Here is an 18,013-nt window from a genome sequence, read left to right on the forward strand (position 1 = left end):
CCAACGTCGCGCGCTCGGCTCAGCGGCGAAGCGCCTCGGCGTGCTTCTTGATCGCACTCATCCGAGCCCGCCACTCCGGCCCCTCGCGGTGATCGGCGTGCGCCGTCGTCTGCGCGGCGTGCTTCCGGTAGTGGAGGCCTGGGACGTCGATGAAGAAGCCATCGGCCATGACGTCCAAAGCCATCAACAACGCGGTGTCCTCGCTGGCGGGCAAGGCCATCCATCCGCCGGCCCGGGACAGCAGTTCCTGCCGCACACACAGGGTTGCCGGGTGAACCGCAGGTCGGTGGGTCGTGGACCAGTAGTCGTACAGCTCGCCGCGGGGGAGGACCCCGTGTTCGGGATCGCCGAGGGTGTAGTGCACCAGCTGGCCGGAGGGCATCAAGTCCAGGACCTTCGAGACGGTCCAGCCGACCTTGGGGTGGGACATCAACACCTCGATGTCCCGCGCGAGGGCACCGGCTGGCAGTACGTCATCAGCGTCCAAGACCTTCACCAGCTCGCCCTCGCTCCTTCCCCACGCCATGGTTCGGGCTACGCCGGGCCCGCCACGACGGTTGCCGCTCGGCTTCACGCGATGGTCCTGGAGCAGCTGGGCTGGTACTTCGCTGCCGTCGCCGCCGTCGACCTGGATCAGCCACTCCCACGTCCAGCCGTCAGGCAAGGTCTGAGCGGTCAGCCCGGCGTAGGCCTCGGGCAGGAAGCCCAGGGCAGGCTCATGCACTGGCGTGACGATCGAGATCAGGCTCATCAGTCCTCCCACCGGTCCAGAGGCACCGTGTAGCGGAACTCGGTTCGATCGCCGGGCAGCACGACGTGGGAGTACTCCACGACCTCCCCGGCAGTAGATCGGCTGGTTTTGTCGAGCAGCAGCACCGGGCTGCCAGCCGGGATGCCGAGGTGGCGGGCCTCATCGGGCGCCGCCAAGCGGGTCCGGATGCCGTCCTCGATCTCCGCGATCTCGATTCCGATCGTGCTGAGCTGATGGTGAGTACCGCCAGGCCAGGGCTCGCGAGAGCTGTCGAGAAGATCGGGATTCCTGGCCGCGACCGCGTGGACGAGGTAGGAGTTGATCAGCGAGAGTGCGATCGGGGACCCCGGAGTGCTGTGCCAGTAGTGCCGGTGGAGCATCAGGGTGCCAGGCTCGACACCGAAACGGGCGGCAACCTCCTGGTCGGCCGGCACGGCGTTGAACGCGGCGTGGCACTCGACCTCGTCATGGTCCAGACCAGTGTCCTTCTCGACAACGCCGTTGTTGCGGCGCTCGCCATCGCCTCGCTTGGCCAGCTGCTTCTCCCAGTTGTACCGGTCCTGGTGCCGGCGGATCTGCTGGGGCGGGCGGCGGCGGACCGTTGTGCCGTGACCACGAGTGGTGGTCACGAGACCCTCGGCCTCCAGCGCGCTATAGGCCGCCATGACCGTGGTCTTCGACCCGTGCCCCTGGGCCACCAACTCTCGGATCATCGGCAGCTGATCCCCGGGGCGGTACTTGCCCTCGGCGATCTCGTTCGCGAAGTGGTCGGCTACCTCGCGCCACTTCGGCTTCTTCGGTGACATGGGTGATCTTCCTCCTTGTGACGCTCAGTAGAGCATAGTCCCGGGACTGCGGCAATTGCAGTCCCGGGAAAACGCGAAGTCCCGGGACTGTTGACAGTCTCGGGACTTCGCTGTCATTGTCATCCATGTCACCGCAATCCCGGGACTGCGAACGGGATCTGACGGTACATCCATGCCGAAAACCGGCACGGCCCCGGGCTTTCGCCAGCGTCTAGTCCACGCCGGCACCCGGGGCCGCTCACGGACCATCACTTTTCAGGGAGCTGATCCGCGTGTCCATCCTGCCCTCTTCCGCCCCGAAGCACCGCACCCCCGGCCGCTCGTTCGGCGCGATCATCGCGGCCGAGACGCTCACCGACGCCCAGGCCTGGATCGACGAGGTCGGCGGCGGCGCCCGCTCCCACCGCCTGGCCCTGCTGGCCGACATGCTGCTCGCCGCGAACCCCGAGCTGATCGAGTCGGAGGAGGACGTGGACCCGGACGCGGCGGCCGACCTGGCGGTCGAGACCGTGATCCAGCGGCTGAACGACGAGAAGGCCCGCGCCGAGCGCGAGGCCGAGCTGGACGCGTGGACGCCGTCCGAGGCCAAGGCCGTCGCCGCCGCCTCGCCGTGGCGTAACGGCCCCCGCTGGGTCACCCGCTCCGGCCTCACCGGTAAGTCGGCGTCGGCCGGGACGGCGGTGCGGTCGTGAAGACGCTCCTCGCCTCCCGCCCGGTCAGCCCGCTGACCGCCCGCCGGATCCACCTGCTCCTCGGCCTGGCCGGGATGCTGTGGATGCTCGGCGTCACCCTGCCGGTGCCGGTGCGCCTGGTCCTGGTCCCCGTCGTCGCCGTCCTGCTCTACCTGCAGGGCGTCGCCGAGGCGGACGCCCCGGTCGTCACCGTCCGCACCCCGCGCACCACCGGCCCGACCGGGGGTGCCCGGTGAGCGCCGCCGACCTGAGTACCGCGATCAGCGTTCTGGCCTGCGTCCGCCCGCTCGCCGCGGTGCTGGAGGCCAGCGAGCAGGACACCACGGACCTGCGGATCACCGCCTCGGCTAAGGGCGGGATCTACATCGAGGTCACCCCGGACGTCGGCGACGAGGCCGACCGCCTGCTGACGGTCGAGCGGATCGCGGCGGAGCTCGGCATCGTGCCGCAGCTCGTCGAGATCGGCGGCCGGCACTGGTACCAGGCCGAGACCGACCCCGAGACGGACGGCACCGCGATCCAGGTGTTCGCGCTCCTGGCCCGGGTCCCGGACGGGGGCCCGAGGTGACCCGCCGCCAGCGGGCGCTGCTGATCGCCGAGGAGGCGATGGTGCGCCTGCACGGCGAGCCGATGTTCTGGCGCGACCGCGACCTCGCCGACCGGCGGGACCTGATTCGCCGGGTCGACGACGAGCTCGCCCTGATCGAGACCACCACCCGCACCGGCGCGGCCCCGGCCGCGCCCGCCCCGGAGAGGAGGGCCGCCTGATGACGACGATGATGCCGCCCCCGCAGATCAACGGATTCACCCGGACCGACGCCCGCGCGGTCTCGAAGGCCGCCGCCGCCGAGGCGAAGGCCCGCGCCGACGCGATGGCCGCCGACGCCCTCGCGAAGGCCGGCCAGGCCTCGCACCAGGCGGTGATCAACGGCCTGGAGGCGGAGGAGGCCCGGCAGAAGCTGCGGCTCGCCCAGGCCAAGGCCGACGCTCAGATCGGCCAGATCCAGGACGGGGTGAAGGAGAAGAAGACGAAGGCACGCCGGGAGGCGTGGGCGCGGCGCCGCCAGGCGCTGGCCGGGCAGGCCCCCCTGATCGTCGCCTCGGTCCTGGTCGCCGCGCTCGTCGTCATCTCCGTGTACTTCGCGTGGGACGGCCAGGCGGCCGGCTTCCGCGACAAGATGCACGCGGCGGCGAACCTGGTGCCGATGGTCACCGAGGGCGTCACCTGGACCATGGCCGCGCTCGCCTTCTACGCCCACGTCAAGGGCAGGCCAACGCTGAAGTACCGGCTGGTGACCGCACTCGCCGCGATCGTGGCGGCGGCGCTGAACTACCAGCACCACAAGGCGGAGGGCACCGGAGAGGTCTATGCCATCGCCAGCCTCAGCGGAGTGTTCGTCTGGGAGCTGTTCCTGAGCCTGCTGATGAAGGCGAAGGAAGGCCGGCCGATGGCGGAGGTCCGCGCGGACCTCGCCCGTACCCTCGCCCACCCGGTCATCGCGCTCGCCGCCTGGCGGATCCGGGCCATCGCCCACGGCTCCATTACGGCCGACGCCGCGTGGGCCGAGGCGTGGGACCAGTACCACGCGCCGACCCTCGGCGTGACGGCCCGACGCGAGCGCCGCCGGCGCAAGAACCGGGCCCGGCTGCAGGACGCGATGCTCGCCGACACCGGCCTGCCCGAGACCGCCGACGACACCGACACAAACGTCACCGACACCGAGGACGTGACGGAACTCGGCGTCTACACCGACGAGCCCGCCGCCCCGGCCCGAGCGTCGGCACTGTGGCTGCCGGGCCTGGACGGCTGGGTGGAACCGACGGTGAAGCCGACGGCCAAGCCCGACGTGCACGCACCGAAACCGCAGGTCAACACGCCGATCCCCCCTACCGAAAAGGCCCCCGAGAAGGGCCCTGGGCGGGCCCCTGTCCGTCGGCAGTCGGCCATCGCCCGCGCGGCGGCCCGACACACCGCGAAGAAGGCCCAGAAGGACGCCGACGCCCTCGCCGCCAAGCGCGACAAGGCGCGCGCCGACATCGCCGCTCTCCTCAACCGCGGCGAGAAGCCGTCCCCGGCTGCCCTCGGCAAGGCCTACGGGCTGAGCCCTGACTGGGGCAGCAAGCAGATCAAGGCCGTCGAGTCCGACCCGACGGCGTACGGGGTGACGGCATGAGCCACGCCCGACACCTCGACCCGACGGGCGAGCGGTACGGCATCCCGACCTGGCCGTTCCGCATGGCCCCCGCCGGCTACGCCACCCGCCGCCAACTCCGCAAGCAGGGGCTGCGCCCGGGCGGCCAGCCGGTGGCCGGCCAGCTCCTGTGGAAGTCGCGCAAGGCCTGCCGCTCCGGCGGCACCCGCGCGGCCTGGCTCTACCGCGTCGACCTCGCCAAGCCGGTGCGCCCGATGACCCCGGGCAAGGCCGCCGGCCTGGAGGCCGCGATGCGCAAGCGCCGCACCTGCCCGGACTGCGGCCAGGTCAAGGACTACTGCATCCCGCGCTCGCTCGGCGCCTGCGTCGACTGCGCCGACACCCCCGCCGCCTACGCGGCCTGACAGATCAGCGCCACCCCTGTTCTTCCCCTCCACACCGGCGGGGCCGGTCCCGCCTGCCAGCAAAGCCCGGCCCCGCCGCACTCCCCAAGGAGCACATCAAGCATGACCGAGATCCTGGACCACAGCGTCCTCCCCTCCACCGACCCCGACCTGATCCGGCACGCCGCCGAGCTCGTCGTCTCCACCCAGTTCGGCTCCCCGAGCATGGTCCAGCGCAAGCTGCGCCTGGGCTGGGCACAGGTCCAGGACCTGTTCGCCCAGCTGGAGGCCGCCGGCGTCGTCGGCCCCGCCGACGGGGGCCGGGCCCGCGAGGTCCGCTTCCGCACCGACCAGCTCACCGACGCCCTGGCCGCCGTCGAGGCCGCCCCCGCCGGTATGGACGCCGACGTGCTGCCCTTCCCCGGCCCGCGTGTCGACATGACCAAGCCCGCCCCGGCCGGCGGCGACGAGGACGACCAGGACGACGACTTCGAGGACACCGCCGACGAGGAGGACGACGAGGTCCTGGAGGGCGATGTCTACCTCGCCGACGAGCTGGTGCTGGAGGACGACCCCGAAGGCGACGCCCCGTGGATCAACCCCATGCTGCTCACCAAGGAGGGCCGCCGCGCCCGCGCCCGCTACCTGCAGCGCCGCGGCCGCCGCAAGCTGCGCCGCTGGGTGAAACGCCAGACCACGGTGCGCGGCGTCGTCCCGTCCGCGTGGCGCGGCGGTCGGCGCATCCAGGGCTGGGTCGTCGGCACCGAGGGCGCCACCGCCCGCGCGGCCGAGCAGCACGCCAAGATGCTCGCCACCCACGCGTCGAAGGCGACCCGGCAGGCGAAGTTCGCGCTGCGTGACCGCGACGCGAAGCGCAAGGCCGCGGACAAGGCCGGCCAGGACGCGCGGCTCGCGCTCGTCCAGGCCACGGCGATGAAGACGGCCGCGCACAAGAAGATCGGCATGCGGGCGACGTTGGCCCTCAGCCCGTTCGCCATCGCCGACCTGGCCGCCTACGGCTACGAGGGCGGGCTCGGGCTGGCGGCTGCGGCCCTGGTGAACATCGCGGTCCTCGCCTACGGCGGCCGCACCCCGAACCTGGACGCCGAGGGCCTGGAGGCGCTGGAGCGCGAGGAGCTCGGCATGCCCGAGAAGTTCGAGCTCGGCATGACGGTGCGTCACTTCGAGCAGATGCTCCACCAGGCGCTGACCGAGGATCTCGGCATCGCCATCCAGGCCCTGCGGATCAAGCCGCAGGCCTGGGGCTTCGAGGTCGACATCACGTTCCACCGGCAGACCCCGGCCGCGCTGTCCGCAGGCCTGGACAAGCTGGAGGCGTGCCTGCCCGGGGTGCGTACCAACAGCATCCTGCTGCAGCAGTCCGCGCAGGCCCGTAACGAGGCGACGCTGCGGATCCCGGGCGAGGACCCGTGGCGGGCGGTGCCGGAACTGCCGTACCGGGCGCCGAAGTCGGTGAGCACCAAGACCCTGCACACCGCGCAGATCGGCGCCGACATGTCCGGCCGGCCGCTGGCCCTGCCCGGCAAGCGCACCTCGGTGGGCGTCGTCGGCAAGCCGCGCTCCGGCAAGTCGACGATGCTGCGCGCCATGGTCGACGCGCTGACCGCGTGCGACGACCGGATCATCGTCGGAATCGACCTCGGCAGTTACGGCGCCGGGTTCGGGCCCTACACCAAGAACCTGCACGCGCTCGCCCGCACCACGCGCGAGGCGCGCCGGGTCCTGGAGTGGGCGCTGGCGATCGGCCAGAACCGCCCGCGGCTGTTCAACAAGCTGGGAATGGGCCTGAACTGGGAATCCAGCCGCGAATTCCCCGGAATCACCATCATCACCGACGAATTCCCCGCACTCGTTCAGGCCGCCACGGTCGAGGCGCAGCAGGTCCAGGCCGCGCGCAAGGGCATGAAGGCGGAGGAGCTGGAACTGCTGCCGCCGTTCATCCGCCTGGACGACCTGCTCCAGCTGGTCCACCTCACCAGCGCCAAGAGCGACGTGGTGGAGGTCGTGGCCTCGCAGGGCTACACCAAGGACCGGATCAAGAACAACACCTGGGTGAGCGAGTTGCCCGCCCAGCTGATGTGCGCCTGCGACCGCGACGACATCCTCCTGATCGCGGGCGGCGGGGCGATGGCGGAGGGGTGGCGGCCGGACCGGCTGCTGCCGGCCATGGGCGACCACGTCAACGACGCTGGCGTGGCGTACGCGATGGCCGGCGCCGCCTACTGCGAGCCGATCCCCTACCGGGCCTGCATCCTCAGCGACGAGGAGGCCGACCGGCGCGCGACCGAGCGCCTGGAGGCCGGGCTGCCGGAGCTGGACGAGCTGTCTGCCGCGTTCGTCACCGACGACCTCGCCGACCTGCGCGGCTACCTCGCCGACCAGTACGACGAGGACGAGGACGAGGCCGCAGTGCCCGCGCTGATCGCCCTCGCCCGCGAGGCCTTCGAGATGGCCGGCGACCCGGCCGGCCTGACCGCGCCGGACCTGGCCGAGCACCTGGGCAAGCTCGACCCCGACTGGGAGCTGGACGCGTTCGCCGACCAGGGCGACCCCGCGGCCGCCCGAGTGGCCGCGCTGCGCGCGGCGATCAAGGCCGTGCTCGACCCGCGCGGCGAGGAGTGGAAGACGGACTCCTTCCGGCCCGCGCCGGGCGCGGGGACGGTCAAGGGCTACCGGCTGAAGGACCTCAAGGAGATCACCGGCGAGGCCTGAGCGGTCCGAATCCGGTCCGGAACAGGGGAGGAACACGCAGGTCAGCGGGGTGCGACCCGCCCGGAACAGGGCGGAACGCCCCCGCTGGCCCCGGAACTCGTTCCGCCTTCGAGGGGTGCTGTTCCTCCCTGTTCCGCCGCTCTGACCTGCGCGTTTCCGGCTGTTCCCGCCCTGTTCCCGCCCGAAAGATCACGAAAGGTCCGATTGTGAACCGTGAGTGGCCGAGCGGGCCTGACCCGCTCAACGCGCTGCACCGGGTGATCACCGAGCGCCGGTTCCGCTACCTGGAGCAGGACCCGGAGTACGTCCCCTGGGCCTGGTCCGGTCCGCTCGACGGATGGGTCGTGCAGGTGCTCTCCTGCCCGGTCTGCCTGGCCGAGGAGGGCCTCGACCTCTCCCTGATCGAGTCCACCGACCCCGAGGTGGTCGTGCGCTGCCCCGAGTTCCACGAGTGGTCCGAGCCGCGGCTGATCCGCGAGCACTTCATCGGCTACAGCCGTTTCCGGTTCCTGCCCGAGCCGGACCCCGACTGGGCCTGGCTGCTGGAGGCCGGCTACGGCGAGGAGCCCCCGCCGCCGGTCGACTACTGGGCGGAGGGCCGCGAAGCCGCGGTGGTCCTGAGCAAGTACTTCGCCAATCGGGCCAAGCGGAAGATCAAGGCCAAGACCACCGGCCGCCTCAAGAAGGCCGTCCGACAGGGGCGCCGGAAGGCCGGTCGGGCCGTCACCGACACCGCCCGCGCCGCCGGACAGAAGGTGCGCGAGCGGATCGTCGGAGACGACGACGTCCTCGAGGACGAGCTCCCGGACGACGAGCTCACCGAGCCCGGCGACGACCAGGAGCACATCGACGTCCCGTCCTACGCCAAATACCGCAAGGCGCTGGGCATCCCGGCCTCCAAACGCGGCCCGCGATGCCTGGTCTGCTCCGACACCGGCCGGATCACCGCCCCCGGCGTCGACATCCCGTGCACGGAGTGCGCCCCGTCCCGGCCGAGGAAGTCCCGCTCCGACCAGGCCGGCGCGGGTGGAGGCGCCCGGGTGGGCGGCCCGGGCCTGTACACCACTGGCGACATCACCGGCTCGGTGACCAACACCGGCGGCCGCCCGCTCGACCTCGGCGCCATCCGCCCCCGCACCGGCTACCGCCCCGGCGCCCACTCGGGCGTGCGGGCCGGCGGCCGCATCACCGGCAACGTCCAGACCCAGACCACCACCGAGGAGTGAACGTGCACCAGCTCGCCGCCGCCGACACCCAGCTCCACATGTCCGTGCCGCTCGTCCTGGGCGGAGCCGTCGTCGTCATGGTCTGGAAGGGCGGCCTGCGCTGGTGGCAGGCCACCATCTGCGTCGCCGCCGGCCTGGCCATGGCCGACTCCTCCATGGGCGGCCCCGGCCGCCACCTGATGTCCGCCGTCTTCGGCTGGGTCAACGGCCTTCCCTTCTGACTGACGTGCCCTTACTCCCCAGGAAGGACCCCCGCCATGATCCGCGCGAACCGTGCCGTCCACTGCCCCGAGCGCCGCCGCTACGTCGACACCGCCCGCGCCACCAGCGCCGACGGCCTGATCGACAACATCGCCGTCGAGCGCGCCCTGAACGGGGAGCCGGTCGACGGCCTGACCGAGGCGGAGCAGCGGCTCGCCGCCCGCCTCCTGCACGTCAACCACACCGCGGTCGCGGAAATCGCCCGCCGGATCGGCGTTGGCGAGACCCGGGTGAAGACCTGGCTGGGCCTCAGGAAGCCCGCTGGCACCCGGTGCGCCTCCGAGCGCGCCCGCACCACCTGACCCCGAAGGGAGCCGCCCCTTGGGCGTGCGCTACCTGATATCCGAGCCCGACGAGCCGACCTGGTGGGAGAAGCACAAGCCCACCGTCTACGCCGTCGTCGGACTCGCCGCAGGCGTCTGGCTGGCCTCCGCCGGCGGCCACGGCAACAGCGCCCCGGCTGGCACGGGCACCTCGCCCACTCCGAGCATCACCGCCTCGCCGTCCGGCCGCTGACCAGCCAGAACACCAGTAAGGCCAATTGAATGTTGGCCAACGCTTGACGTGCCAACAATGAGTTGGCATTCTGAATGTGCGGGGCCGGACCGGCCCCGCACCCCGAACCGGGAGAACCCGTTATGACCACTCGCACCCTGAACGCCGAGCACACCGGCCCGGTCACCCTCGACCTGGACCTGCCCGCCGGCAGCATCACCGTCCGCGCCGAGGCCGGCCGCGAGCGCGCCGAGCTGACCATCCGCACCGCCGACGAGACGGGCCCCTCGGCCGACGCGGTCACCGCCGCCGTCCTGCGCTGGGAGACGCGCGGTGCCATGGTCGCCCAGGTGAACAACACCGGGGGGACCGGCTTCACCTCCGTTGTCCGGGGCAACCGCGGCACCACCGTCGTCCAGAGCTTCGGCAACGTCCCGGCCGGCGCCTCCATCGTCGGCCTCCAGATCGACGGCGACCTCAGCTTCGTCGGCGGCCGGATGATCGTGAACGGCCAGGTCATCAACGCGGGCTCGGGCTCCACGGTCCGCATCGGCGACTCGCCGATCGAGATCATCGCCGCCGTCCCCGAGGGCAGCACGGTCATCGCCCGCACCCGCTCCGCCGATGTCACCGCCGACGGCGCCTTCGCCGCCGTCAACGGCCGCACCCAGTCCGGCGACGTCCGCCTCGGAACGGTCGAGCGGACCGTGGTGGAGACCCAGTCCGGAGACGTCATCATCTACCGCAGCCAGGACGCCAACATCAGGACCCAGTCCGGTGACGTCCGCCTCGGCCGCACCGACCTCGTCCAGGCGAACACCCAGTCCGGCGACATCAGCGTCGCGGACTTCGGCGGCACCGCTCACCTCAAGACCATGAGCGGCGACGTCAACGTCCACGCCACCGCCGGCGGCAACCTGACCGTCCGCACGATGTCCGGCGACATCGGCGTCACCGCCACCGACGCCGCGCTCGGCGACGACCTCGACGTCCAGGCGAACAGCATGTCCGGCCGGGTGCGCACCCCTCAGCGCCAGGCCGCCGGCAGCACCCCGCGCCGCCGCCGCGACTGACTCCGCCCCGGGACGGCCGCCCAGCCGGCAAGCATCGTCGGCCGTCCCGGGCCACCCGACCCGCTCCAAGAAGAGCAGGGAGGAGAACCCATCGTCCCTGATCCGACCAGGAGCCCGCACATGGCCACCGACAACACCGACAAGGCCGCCAAGGACGCGGCCCGCGCCGCCGCCAAGAAGCGGCTGACCGAAGCCCTCGCCCAGCGCGAGGCGGACCACGCCGACGTCGAGACCGCCTTCTGGACCAAGGTCCGCGACGAGATCGACTCCGGCGCCCTGCGCCAGGTCGACGCGGTCGACGCGCTCGGCTTCACCCGCGAGTACATCCGCAAGCAGCTCAAGAACCTGCCCGAATAGAGAGGACAGCAGGTGGACCTCACCCCGTACGAAGGCGAGTCCTGGCTCCACAAGCCCGGCAAGGACATGACCGAGGACGAGCTGATCCGGGCCGCTGTGGCCCACGACGAGGCCGGCGAGTACCGGCACGCCGAGATCTACATGAACATCCGGATCCGCCGCTTCATCGACCCGACCTGGGACCCGGACGGCATCTACGGCACCGAGGAACCGCCCGCCTGCTGACGGCCCGCCGTGCCGCACCGACCCCCGCCACCAGCGGGAGCCGGTGCGGCGCGGGGGACCGGACAGCCCGGCCCCGCCTGCCACCAGGGGGTTCCGTGAGCACCACCACCCCGCCGGCCCCGGCGGCCGCCAAGAAGACGGCGGCCAAGAAGGCCACCACGAAGAAGGCCCCGGCGAAGAAGACCACCGCCCCGGCCAAGCACCCCGCCAAGAAGGCCGCCGCCCACGCGCGGCCCGCGAAGAAGACGGTCCCGGCGCAGCGCACCGGCACCAAGCCCGCCGTCAAGAAGTCCCCGGCGAAGAAGACGAAGAAGAAGGCCCCGGCCAGGAGCATCGGAGCCCGGGCGATCCACGCGGCCCGCTTCGCCTGGGAGCACCCGTTCCTCGCCCTGGTCGGCACCACCGCCGTCGCCGGGACCGTGCTCTACCGGGGCGTCCTGCGCCCCGCCGGCCGGGTCGTCCGCTTCACCGGCCGGGCCGGCCTCGCGGTCGGCTCCTGGGCCTGGGACACCGGCCGGGCCTACGCCATCCGGCGTCGCCGCTCGGCCCGGCCGCTCACCACCGGCAAGCACGCCAACTGCCGCCGGTGCAAGGGCACCGGGACGCTCCCGCGCCACGACGCCCACGGCCGCTTCCTCGGCTCCATCAGCTGCACGGGCTGACGGATCGCCGTGCCGCACCGCCCCCACCTTCGGGGCCGGTGCGGTGCGGGGGACCGGACAGACCGGATCACCCGCCCACCAGATCGGAGATACCACATGGCCGACCACTACGTCCCGGTGCCGATGCCCGGCCACCAGGTCCAGCCGGCCGCCTACTACCCCGCAGCCAGCCCGTACGGCACCCAGCTGCCCGGCGTCGTCCAGCAGCCCGGGCAGATGCCGTACTACGCCGCCCCGCCGCAGGTCATCGTCATGCAGCAGCCGCAGCAGGCCAGCGAGCTCGGCCCGATCACCCTGCGCCTGGTCCTCGCGGCCGGCGCCGGGGCCGGGGCGGTCTCCGCCCTCGTCCTGCTCGGCCCGATGCTCATCAGCCTGCTGCAGACCCTGGCCATCACCGGCCTGGTCATCGCCGTTCTGGCGGTCGTGGTCCTGCGCAGCTTCAACGAGTACAAGACCGGCCGCGAAGCCGGCCAGGTGGCCAAGGCCCAGGTCGGCGCCGCCTTCGCCCAGCGCAAGGCCCGCCGCACCCGCCGCGCCTGACGGACCGCCGTGCCGCACCGGACCCCCGCAGCCAGCGGGGCCGCCGATGCGGTGCGGGGGACCGGACAGTCCGGACCCGCCTCTCTCGAGAGCGAGGACCTCGTGACCAAGCACTCCACCCGCGCGTACCGCGCCCGCGCCGCCGCCGCGTTCCTGCTCGACTCCCTCGCCGACGGCGTGTACGTCGCCGCCGTCCTGGCCGCCGGCGCCCTGGGCGTCGCGCACGTCGTCCCGATCGGCGGCCACGCGGTCGCCGACCTGACCTTCCCCGCCCTCATGGTCCTCGTGACGGCCTTCGTCGGCTGCGGCCACATCCTGCGGCACGCCCTGGGGACGCTGGCCGACCTGGTCGACCCCGTCACCGAGAACATCTACGAGCTCCCCACCGCCGCCTTCACCACCCACGAGCACGACAGCGCCGACCCCGGCGTCTACGAGACCGAGCACGACGGCACCTGGCCGGAGGCCATCGACTGGGCGGCCGAGGCTGCGGTCGCCGTCGGCCAGCTGCGTGTCGACTTCTCCCAGCCCGACGCCGACCTGGACGACCTGCTCATCAGCCTCCAGGCCTCGCGCCTGGTGCGCGAGCTGCACGACCTGCTCGTCCGCGCCGCCGAGCAGTACGGCGCCCGCGGTGAGCGGGGCGACCAGGAGGAGGCCGCCGCGCTGCGCGAGGCCGCCGTCTACGCCGACATGGCGGCCATGACCCTCGGCGACAAGCCCGAGCGGACCGTCCGGCCGCGGGTGGCCCCGCCCGCGTACCACGGCGCCGGCGCTGAGGACGACGAGCTGACGTTCTGACTACGCCCCGGGGCGGCCGCCACGCTGGCCGGCACACCGGCCGCCCCGGGCTCTCCCATCCCGCACGAAGCGACAGGAAGGCCACCATCATGTCGCCGCCAGGGACCAGGAGACCACCGCCTTCGCCCCACAACTGACCACGGGCCGGACGAAAACGCCCTGGCCCTCACATCAGACCTGTTGCCCCTAACAGGTCCAACCCCTGGAGAACACCATGACGTTCAATGCCGGCGACGAGGTCCTGATCGTCAGCTGCGAGGACGACCCGCGGGCGGTCGGCCGGACCGGCGTGATCGTGGACGAGGTCCCGCCGGGCCCGCTCACCGAGGGCCGCTGGACCGTCGCCCGAGTCGGCTGGCTCATCGGCAGCGTCCTCTGCCACGCCCACGAGCTCACCCGCACGGGCCGCTGACGAGCCGTTCCTGCGCCGCCCCCGCCCGCCGGCCGCTGACGGCAACCCGAGAGCCGGCGCGGCGGGGCGGCGGGCGTCGGTGCAGCTCACGCTGCGTAAGGCCCAATGCCCCTAACGGACCCAACACCCCTAATGGCAACTTTGTGTTGGCCAAAGCTAGACAGGCCAACTTTAAGTTGGCATTTTGGAGGGGTGGGCAACAGCCCGCACCGACCGGAGGGGGAAACGCCATGATGGAAACCGAGACCACGATCGAGATCGCCGTCACCACCACCGCGATCCCCTCCTGGCGCACCGACCTGGTCGCCGACCCCGTCCACCACCACCTGCCCCGGATCGCCGGCGCCGTCGAGCACCTGGCCGGCCCGCTGCCCGAGGTCCGCATCGTCATCACCAACCGCGCCGCCGGCGCCTGGCTCGCCACCACGGCCGAGGCCAGCGCCGTCGGCGGCCTTCCGCTGCGGACCCGGATCCGCGCGGCCCTGGCCACCTGGCGCGGAGCCCGGCGCAGCGCGGCCATGGCGACCTGCGTGCTGGCCGCCGACCACGTCCTGGTCCTCGCCTTCGCCCCCGCGCTGCTCGGCGGATCCGAGGACGCTCTGATCGAGACCCTCGGCCACGAGCTCGTCCACGCCGCCCAGCTGAACCGGCCCGGCCGCCGCGCCTCCCGACTGGAGGACCTGCGCGCCAACCACCGGCTGCTCCAGCGCCCGATCGCCGACAGCTACCGCGCCGAGGCGCAGGTCTGCCTGGAGGAGGCCGAGGCGCACGAGCTGGAGCCCGCGATCCTCGCCGCCGTCCGGGCCTGACCAACCCTCACCGGCCGCCCCGCGCGGCCACCTCCCTGCACCGAACCGTGACACCGGCCTGGAGGCCTCCGTGTTCATGCCCTTCCGTGACCGTCGGCGCTGGCGCGCCGCCCGCACCGCCGCCGACCTCGGCGAGCTCACCGCCCAGTGGCTCGAAGGCAGCCTCTCCTACCACCCGGCCGTCGGCCGCACCGGCCCCGACACGGAGACCACCGGTAACCCGCAGCTCCTCGCCGCCCTCCTGCTCGCCAACCGCTCCGGCTACATCACCCAGTTCTCCCAGCCCGGCGACTACGACTTGGGCGCCGACGGCGTGTGGTCCCAGATCGCCACCGTCTCCGGCTTCGTCACCGACCCCGACGTGCTGAACCGGCTGCGGGGCGCGGCTGGGGAGTGGGGCCTGCAGATCCGCGAATACCGCAGCACCTACCTCGGCCCGCTGCCCGAGCCGATCGTCGTCACCGACCGCCCCGGCAGCCTCCACACCCTGGCCGGCCGAGCCCTCACCGGCCGCGAGGTCCGTCGAACCTGGCACGGCGCCAGCCGGACGGCCGTACGCGCGATGGAGCGGGCCTGGCAAGTCACCCTCGCCGAGGCCGGCTACAGCTCCGGCGGCCTCCTCTGGCGGGCCCTCACCGACGCCCTGGGTGAACCGGCCGCCTGCGAGCAGTGGGCCTGCACCCCGTACGAGCCCTGCCGCGAGGACGGCTGCTGGCTCACCACCCACGGTGCCGAGACGCTCTGCCGGGCCTGCGCCTACGGCAACCCCGGCTTCGACGCGCCGGACGACTACGACGACCAGGACCACGACTTCGAGGACTTCAGCGGCGAACCCGAAGAGTCCGAGTGCGACCTGTGCGGCGCCCCGTTCTACGGCTCCCGCCGGTACTGCACCGAGGCCTGCGAGGAGGCCGACGCCCCCGAGCCCGGCCACCCCGCCGACATCGGGGCCGAGACCGACGTCGAGCACTTCACGGTCCTGGCCGAGGACCCCTGGACCACCGCGCCCCGCACCTGACCGCCGGTCACCGACCGGCGCCGGGGCGGCCGCATCCCTGCCCGGGCCGGCCGCCCCGGCATCCCTCGCCCGCAATCCAGCACGGAGAGGACACCCACCATGGCACCCGCACCCGCCGACCTCATAGACCGCGCCCGCCGACACCTGGAGGCCCACGCCCGCACCTGGGCCTCCGACCTGGACGAGGACGCCGGCCCCCGCGCCGCCTGGTACATCCACCACGACCTGGCCGCGCTGCTGCCGCTCCTGCAGGAGACCCTCGCCGACCGAGACCGCCTCGCCGCCCGCCTGCAGACCGCCCGCCGCGACCCGCTCACCGGCCTCGTCACCCGCCAGGCCTGGACCGAGCGCGCCGAGCAGCTCGCCGCCGCCGGCCCCGCCGTGGTGCTCCTGGTCGACCTCGACCACTTCAAGCCGATCAACGACCGGCACGGGCACGCCGCCGGAGACGCCGTGCTCGCCGCCACCGCCCACCGCCTCGCCGACTGGTGCGGCCCGGCCGGGTGCGCCGGACGCCTCGGCGGAGACGAGTTCGTCGCCGCCGTTCCGGACGACCGCGGCGACATCGCCGAGCGCGTGACGAAACTGCATGACGCACTCGCCCGGCCGGTCGACCACCGGGGCCGCCTCCTGCAGGTCGGCGCCTCCATCGGCGCGGCCGCGCTCACCGACCTCGCGGTGCCGACCGTCTCCGCCGCCCTGGAGGCCGCCGACCACGCGATGTACCGCAGCAAGAAGCGCGGCCGCCGCGGACGGCGCTGGCCCACCCCGCTGACCCTCGCCCACACCCTGCGCCGGGCCGCCTGATGCCCGCCGCACCCGAACGCGACTCCTCCATCCCGACCCGCGCCGTCACCACCGCCGACCAGCGCGCCGCCGCCCTCGTCTGCGCGGCGAACGCCACAGGGCCGAGCGACCTGCGCCTGCTCCTGGACGCCCTCGGCCTCGCCCCCGGCCCGGCCGACCCCGCCACCACCCCCATTGCCCCCAACAGGACCAACACCCCCAACACCGTCGCCGCCCGGCGGCCGAACCCCGAGGGAACGCCCATGGCCACCAGCCCGAACGCCTACACCGCCGTCGCGCTGTCGATGCGCAACGACGGCCGCACCGCCGAGGAGATCGCCGACGAGATCCGCATCCCGCTGGACGAGGTCCACCAGATGCTCGCGGCGAACCCGCCCGCCGGCGGCCTGGTCGCCACCGTCACCCCGCCCACCCCGGCGGTCGACCTCACCGACCCGGCCCCCGTCACCGTCCCGGTCGAACTCATCGAGGACGTCACCGCGGACCAGGTCCTCAACGAGCTCATCGCCTGGGGCCAGGCCCACGGAGACACGGCCGTGCGCCAGCACGCAGCCGCCGTCCGCGCCGGCATCACCGCCCTGCGCAAGCGGCGCGCCACCGACGACGAGCTCCACGCCGCGCAGAGCCAGATCCAGCACCTGGAGGAACAGCTGCAGGCGCTGCGCGGGCGGGTGGCCGAGCTCCAGCCCGAGCAGAGCGCCCCGCGCCGCAAGCCCAAGCGCGACTACGACCCCAAGACCGTCCGCGCCTGGGCCGCCACCCAGGGCATCACCGTCGCCCCGGCGGGCATCGTGCCCGGCCACGTCGTCGACGCCTGGCGCAAGGCCACCGGCCACGGCCTGGCGGCCTGACCGGCGGCACCCGCCATGCCGATCCGCCCGGAGAACCGCCACCGGTACCCGGCCGACTGGCCGGACATCTCCCTCGCGATCAAACAGCGCGGCGGCTGGCAGTGCGAATGCCTGGGCGAATGCGGCCGGGGAACCCACCCCGGCCGCTGCCCCAACCACCACGGCGAGCCCGCCTACGGCACCGGCTCCACCGTCGTGCTGACCACCGCGCACCTCGACCACACGCCGGAGAACTGCGACCCGGCCAACCTCCGCTCGATGTGCCAGGGCTGCCACCTGCACCACGACCGCGACCACCACCGCGAGACCGCCGCCGCCACCCGCCGGGCCGCCCGCGAGAAGGCCGGCCAGCTGTCCTTCTTCGACACCTGACCACCCACCACGCCCATCAGGTCCAACACCCCTGTTGGACCTGATGGGCCCAACACCACCCCGCTCCATCTCCCGCGCCTGGAAGGGCACCCATGGACCTGACCCCCATCGCCTGGCCGTTCAAAACAGGCGTCAACTCGCTCGGCGAGCCCATCGAGGAGCTCTGGCTCCCCGACCCCGCCAACCCGCAGGACCTGATCGACCACGCCTTCGAGATCCCCTACGGCCTGCCCGTCACCTGGCTCCAGGACGACCAGGGCGACGAGATCGCCTTCATGGCGCTCGGGCACCACGCCCGGAACTGGCGCCGCCTGGTCGCCACCGCCAACCGGCACATGCGCCACGAGTACGGCTGGGCCAACCTCCTGGACGACACCACCCCCGGCGTGCTGAGCAGCCTGCGCCGACCGACCGAGACCTGGGTCGCCTTCGCCATCCCGCTCGACCACAGCGCCGTCCCGGTCACCCTCCTCGACCTCAAGGCCGCCCTGGACAACCCCGACCGCCTGCGCCGCCTGGCCGCCGACCTCCGGTTCCAGATCGCCGACCTCCAAGCCCAGCTCGCCGAACACGCCGCCCGGTAGGA

Annotated in this window: 26 protein-coding genes; 24 read left to right on the forward strand and 2 right to left on the reverse strand. The window is 72.9% G+C overall.

The window, feature by feature from the left end:
• Positions 1–19: 19 nt before the first annotated feature.
• Positions 20–751 carry a glycosyltransferase family 2 protein gene (locus tag O1G21_RS40960; RefSeq protein ID WP_270151929.1) on the reverse strand — a complete coding sequence of 244 codons (732 nt, stop codon included), beginning with the start codon at positions 749–751 and terminating at the stop codon, positions 20–22.
• The gene (locus O1G21_RS40965) at positions 751–1,557 is read right to left on the reverse strand and encodes a GntR family transcriptional regulator (RefSeq protein ID WP_270151930.1); all 807 of its coding nucleotides are present in this window, start codon (positions 1,555–1,557) and stop codon (positions 751–753) included. Before O1G21_RS40965 ends, O1G21_RS40960 begins: the two co-directional genes overlap by 1 nt.
• Positions 1,558–1,829: 272 nt before the next feature.
• Here O1G21_RS40965 and O1G21_RS40970 point away from each other — a divergent pair, with 272 nt between their 5' ends.
• From O1G21_RS40970 to O1G21_RS41085, 24 genes are all read left to right on the forward strand, one after another.
• Positions 1,830–2,249, forward strand: coding sequence for a hypothetical protein (locus O1G21_RS40970; protein WP_270151931.1), 420 nt, complete (start codon positions 1,830–1,832; stop codon positions 2,247–2,249).
• Positions 2,246–2,485, forward strand: coding sequence for a hypothetical protein (locus O1G21_RS40975; protein ID WP_270151932.1), 240 nt, complete (start codon positions 2,246–2,248; stop codon positions 2,483–2,485). Before O1G21_RS40970 ends, O1G21_RS40975 begins: the two co-directional genes overlap by 4 nt.
• A complete protein-coding gene (locus tag O1G21_RS40980; RefSeq protein ID WP_270151933.1) occupies positions 2,482–2,817 on the forward strand; it encodes a hypothetical protein in 336 nt (111 codons plus the stop codon). The genes O1G21_RS40975 and O1G21_RS40980 overlap by 4 nt, the downstream gene beginning before the upstream one ends.
• On the forward strand, positions 2,814–3,017 hold the full coding sequence (locus O1G21_RS40985; RefSeq protein WP_270151934.1) for a hypothetical protein: 204 nt from the start codon (positions 2,814–2,816) through the stop codon (positions 3,015–3,017). Before O1G21_RS40980 ends, O1G21_RS40985 begins: the two co-directional genes overlap by 4 nt.
• Positions 3,017–4,423 (forward strand): DUF2637 domain-containing protein, encoded by a 1,407-nt coding sequence (locus tag O1G21_RS40990; RefSeq protein ID WP_270151935.1) that lies wholly within the window; start codon positions 3,017–3,019, stop codon positions 4,421–4,423. The genes O1G21_RS40985 and O1G21_RS40990 overlap by 1 nt, the downstream gene beginning before the upstream one ends.
• Complete coding sequence (locus O1G21_RS40995; RefSeq protein WP_270151936.1) at positions 4,420–4,806, forward strand: RRQRL motif-containing zinc-binding protein; 387 nt, start codon at positions 4,420–4,422, stop codon at positions 4,804–4,806. Before O1G21_RS40990 ends, O1G21_RS40995 begins: the two co-directional genes overlap by 4 nt.
• Positions 4,807–4,908: 102 nt before the next feature.
• Positions 4,909–7,518, forward strand: coding sequence for a DNA translocase FtsK (locus O1G21_RS41000; protein ID WP_270151937.1), 2,610 nt, complete (start codon positions 4,909–4,911; stop codon positions 7,516–7,518).
• Between the two features lie 206 nt (positions 7,519–7,724).
• The gene (locus tag O1G21_RS41005; RefSeq protein ID WP_270151938.1) at positions 7,725–8,744 is read left to right on the forward strand and encodes a hypothetical protein; all 1,020 of its coding nucleotides are present in this window, start codon (positions 7,725–7,727) and stop codon (positions 8,742–8,744) included.
• A gap of 2 nt (positions 8,745–8,746) precedes the next feature.
• Positions 8,747–8,965 (forward strand): hypothetical protein, encoded by a 219-nt coding sequence (locus O1G21_RS41010; protein ID WP_270151939.1) that lies wholly within the window; start codon positions 8,747–8,749, stop codon positions 8,963–8,965.
• 36 nt (positions 8,966–9,001) lie between these two features.
• Complete coding sequence (locus tag O1G21_RS41015) at positions 9,002–9,307, forward strand: hypothetical protein (RefSeq protein WP_270151940.1); 306 nt, start codon at positions 9,002–9,004, stop codon at positions 9,305–9,307.
• Positions 9,308–9,326: 19 nt separating this feature from the next.
• Positions 9,327–9,521, forward strand: coding sequence for a hypothetical protein (locus O1G21_RS41020; protein ID WP_405000864.1), 195 nt, complete (start codon positions 9,327–9,329; stop codon positions 9,519–9,521).
• Between the two features lie 122 nt (positions 9,522–9,643).
• Positions 9,644–10,573: a DUF4097 family beta strand repeat-containing protein gene (locus O1G21_RS41025; protein ID WP_270151941.1), complete on the forward strand. Its 930-nt coding sequence runs from the start codon at positions 9,644–9,646 to the stop codon at positions 10,571–10,573.
• A 120-nt stretch (positions 10,574–10,693) separates the two neighbouring features.
• The gene (locus O1G21_RS41030; RefSeq protein ID WP_270151942.1) at positions 10,694–10,930 is read left to right on the forward strand and encodes a hypothetical protein; all 237 of its coding nucleotides are present in this window, start codon (positions 10,694–10,696) and stop codon (positions 10,928–10,930) included.
• Between the two features lie 12 nt (positions 10,931–10,942).
• Positions 10,943–11,155 (forward strand): hypothetical protein, encoded by a 213-nt coding sequence (locus O1G21_RS41035; protein ID WP_270151943.1) that lies wholly within the window; start codon positions 10,943–10,945, stop codon positions 11,153–11,155.
• A 95-nt stretch (positions 11,156–11,250) separates the two neighbouring features.
• The gene (locus tag O1G21_RS41555) at positions 11,251–11,817 is read left to right on the forward strand and encodes a hypothetical protein (protein ID WP_333493579.1); all 567 of its coding nucleotides are present in this window, start codon (positions 11,251–11,253) and stop codon (positions 11,815–11,817) included.
• Between the two features lie 96 nt (positions 11,818–11,913).
• Positions 11,914–12,357 (forward strand): DUF6251 family protein, encoded by a 444-nt coding sequence (locus O1G21_RS41045; RefSeq protein ID WP_270151944.1) that lies wholly within the window; start codon positions 11,914–11,916, stop codon positions 12,355–12,357.
• Positions 12,358–12,459: 102 nt separating this feature from the next.
• Positions 12,460–13,158 (forward strand): hypothetical protein, encoded by a 699-nt coding sequence (locus O1G21_RS41050; protein WP_270151945.1) that lies wholly within the window; start codon positions 12,460–12,462, stop codon positions 13,156–13,158.
• Positions 13,159–13,372: 214 nt separating this feature from the next.
• Positions 13,373–13,570, forward strand: coding sequence for a hypothetical protein (locus O1G21_RS41055; protein ID WP_270151946.1), 198 nt, complete (start codon positions 13,373–13,375; stop codon positions 13,568–13,570).
• Positions 13,571–13,800: 230 nt separating this feature from the next.
• Positions 13,801–14,379 carry a hypothetical protein gene (locus O1G21_RS41060; RefSeq protein ID WP_270151947.1) on the forward strand — a complete coding sequence of 193 codons (579 nt, stop codon included), beginning with the start codon at positions 13,801–13,803 and terminating at the stop codon, positions 14,377–14,379.
• Between the two features lie 76 nt (positions 14,380–14,455).
• Positions 14,456–15,397, forward strand: a complete 942-nt coding sequence (locus tag O1G21_RS41065; RefSeq protein WP_270151948.1) for a DUF6919 domain-containing protein — start codon at positions 14,456–14,458, stop codon at positions 15,395–15,397.
• A gap of 99 nt (positions 15,398–15,496) precedes the next feature.
• The gene (locus O1G21_RS41070; RefSeq protein ID WP_270151949.1) at positions 15,497–16,204 is read left to right on the forward strand and encodes a GGDEF domain-containing protein; all 708 of its coding nucleotides are present in this window, start codon (positions 15,497–15,499) and stop codon (positions 16,202–16,204) included.
• Positions 16,204–17,055 carry an Lsr2 family DNA-binding protein gene (locus tag O1G21_RS41075; RefSeq protein WP_270151951.1) on the forward strand — a complete coding sequence of 284 codons (852 nt, stop codon included), beginning with the start codon at positions 16,204–16,206 and terminating at the stop codon, positions 17,053–17,055. The genes O1G21_RS41070 and O1G21_RS41075 overlap by 1 nt, the downstream gene beginning before the upstream one ends.
• Positions 17,056–17,070: 15 nt before the next feature.
• On the forward strand, positions 17,071–17,427 hold the full coding sequence (locus tag O1G21_RS41080) for a hypothetical protein (protein ID WP_270151953.1): 357 nt from the start codon (positions 17,071–17,073) through the stop codon (positions 17,425–17,427).
• Between the two features lie 92 nt (positions 17,428–17,519).
• On the forward strand, positions 17,520–18,011 hold the full coding sequence (locus O1G21_RS41085; RefSeq protein WP_270151954.1) for a hypothetical protein: 492 nt from the start codon (positions 17,520–17,522) through the stop codon (positions 18,009–18,011).
• Positions 18,012–18,013 lie beyond the last annotated feature (2 nt).

Origin of the sequence: Kitasatospora cathayae (assembly GCF_027627435.1) — a bacterium.
Classification (GTDB): domain Bacteria; phylum Actinomycetota; class Actinomycetes; order Streptomycetales; family Streptomycetaceae; genus Kitasatospora; species Kitasatospora cathayae.